Source organism: Pseudomonas sp. YuFO8 (assembly GCF_035065025.1).
Classification (GTDB): Bacteria; Pseudomonadota; Gammaproteobacteria; order Pseudomonadales; family Pseudomonadaceae; genus Aquipseudomonas; species Aquipseudomonas putida_AE.
Window position 1 is genome coordinate 1 of sequence record NZ_JAXDEQ010000215.1, and the last position, 380, is coordinate 380.

At 57.6% G+C, this 380-nt stretch carries 1 protein-coding gene; it reads left to right on the forward strand.

Annotation, left to right across the window (positions count from 1 at the left end):
- Positions 1-380, forward strand: a 380-nt coding sequence (locus SOP95_RS32060) for a type VI secretion system ImpA family N-terminal domain-containing protein (protein WP_323609599.1), incomplete at both ends; no start/stop codon positions are given.

A 380-nucleotide genomic window follows, 5' to 3' on the forward strand; every position in this document is an offset into this window, starting at 1 on the left:
CAAGGTCGCCCTGTGCGCAATCGAGTTTTGCGGGCAGCGATATGCGCTTTTCGAGTGAATATGAATGCCTGGAATCCGAGTTGGCAAAGGCGCAATCGATTCATGGCAGCAGCCAGCCCGATTGGCGCAAGGTCCTGGAAACCAGCGAGCTAATGTTGCGACATCAGTCCAAGGATCTGCGCTCGGCCGTCTGGCTGACCTGGGCGTTGCACCAGTGCGAGTCCTATACAGGCCTGCTAGCCGGGCTCGGATTGCTGCGTTATCTCTGCGAGCACCATTGGTCGGTGGTCTACCCCGAAAAAATGCGTACTCGCGGTGCGTCATTCGCTTGGTTGGTACTGCGTCTCGAGCCTCTGTTTAGGCAAGACGGCCGTTGTCGA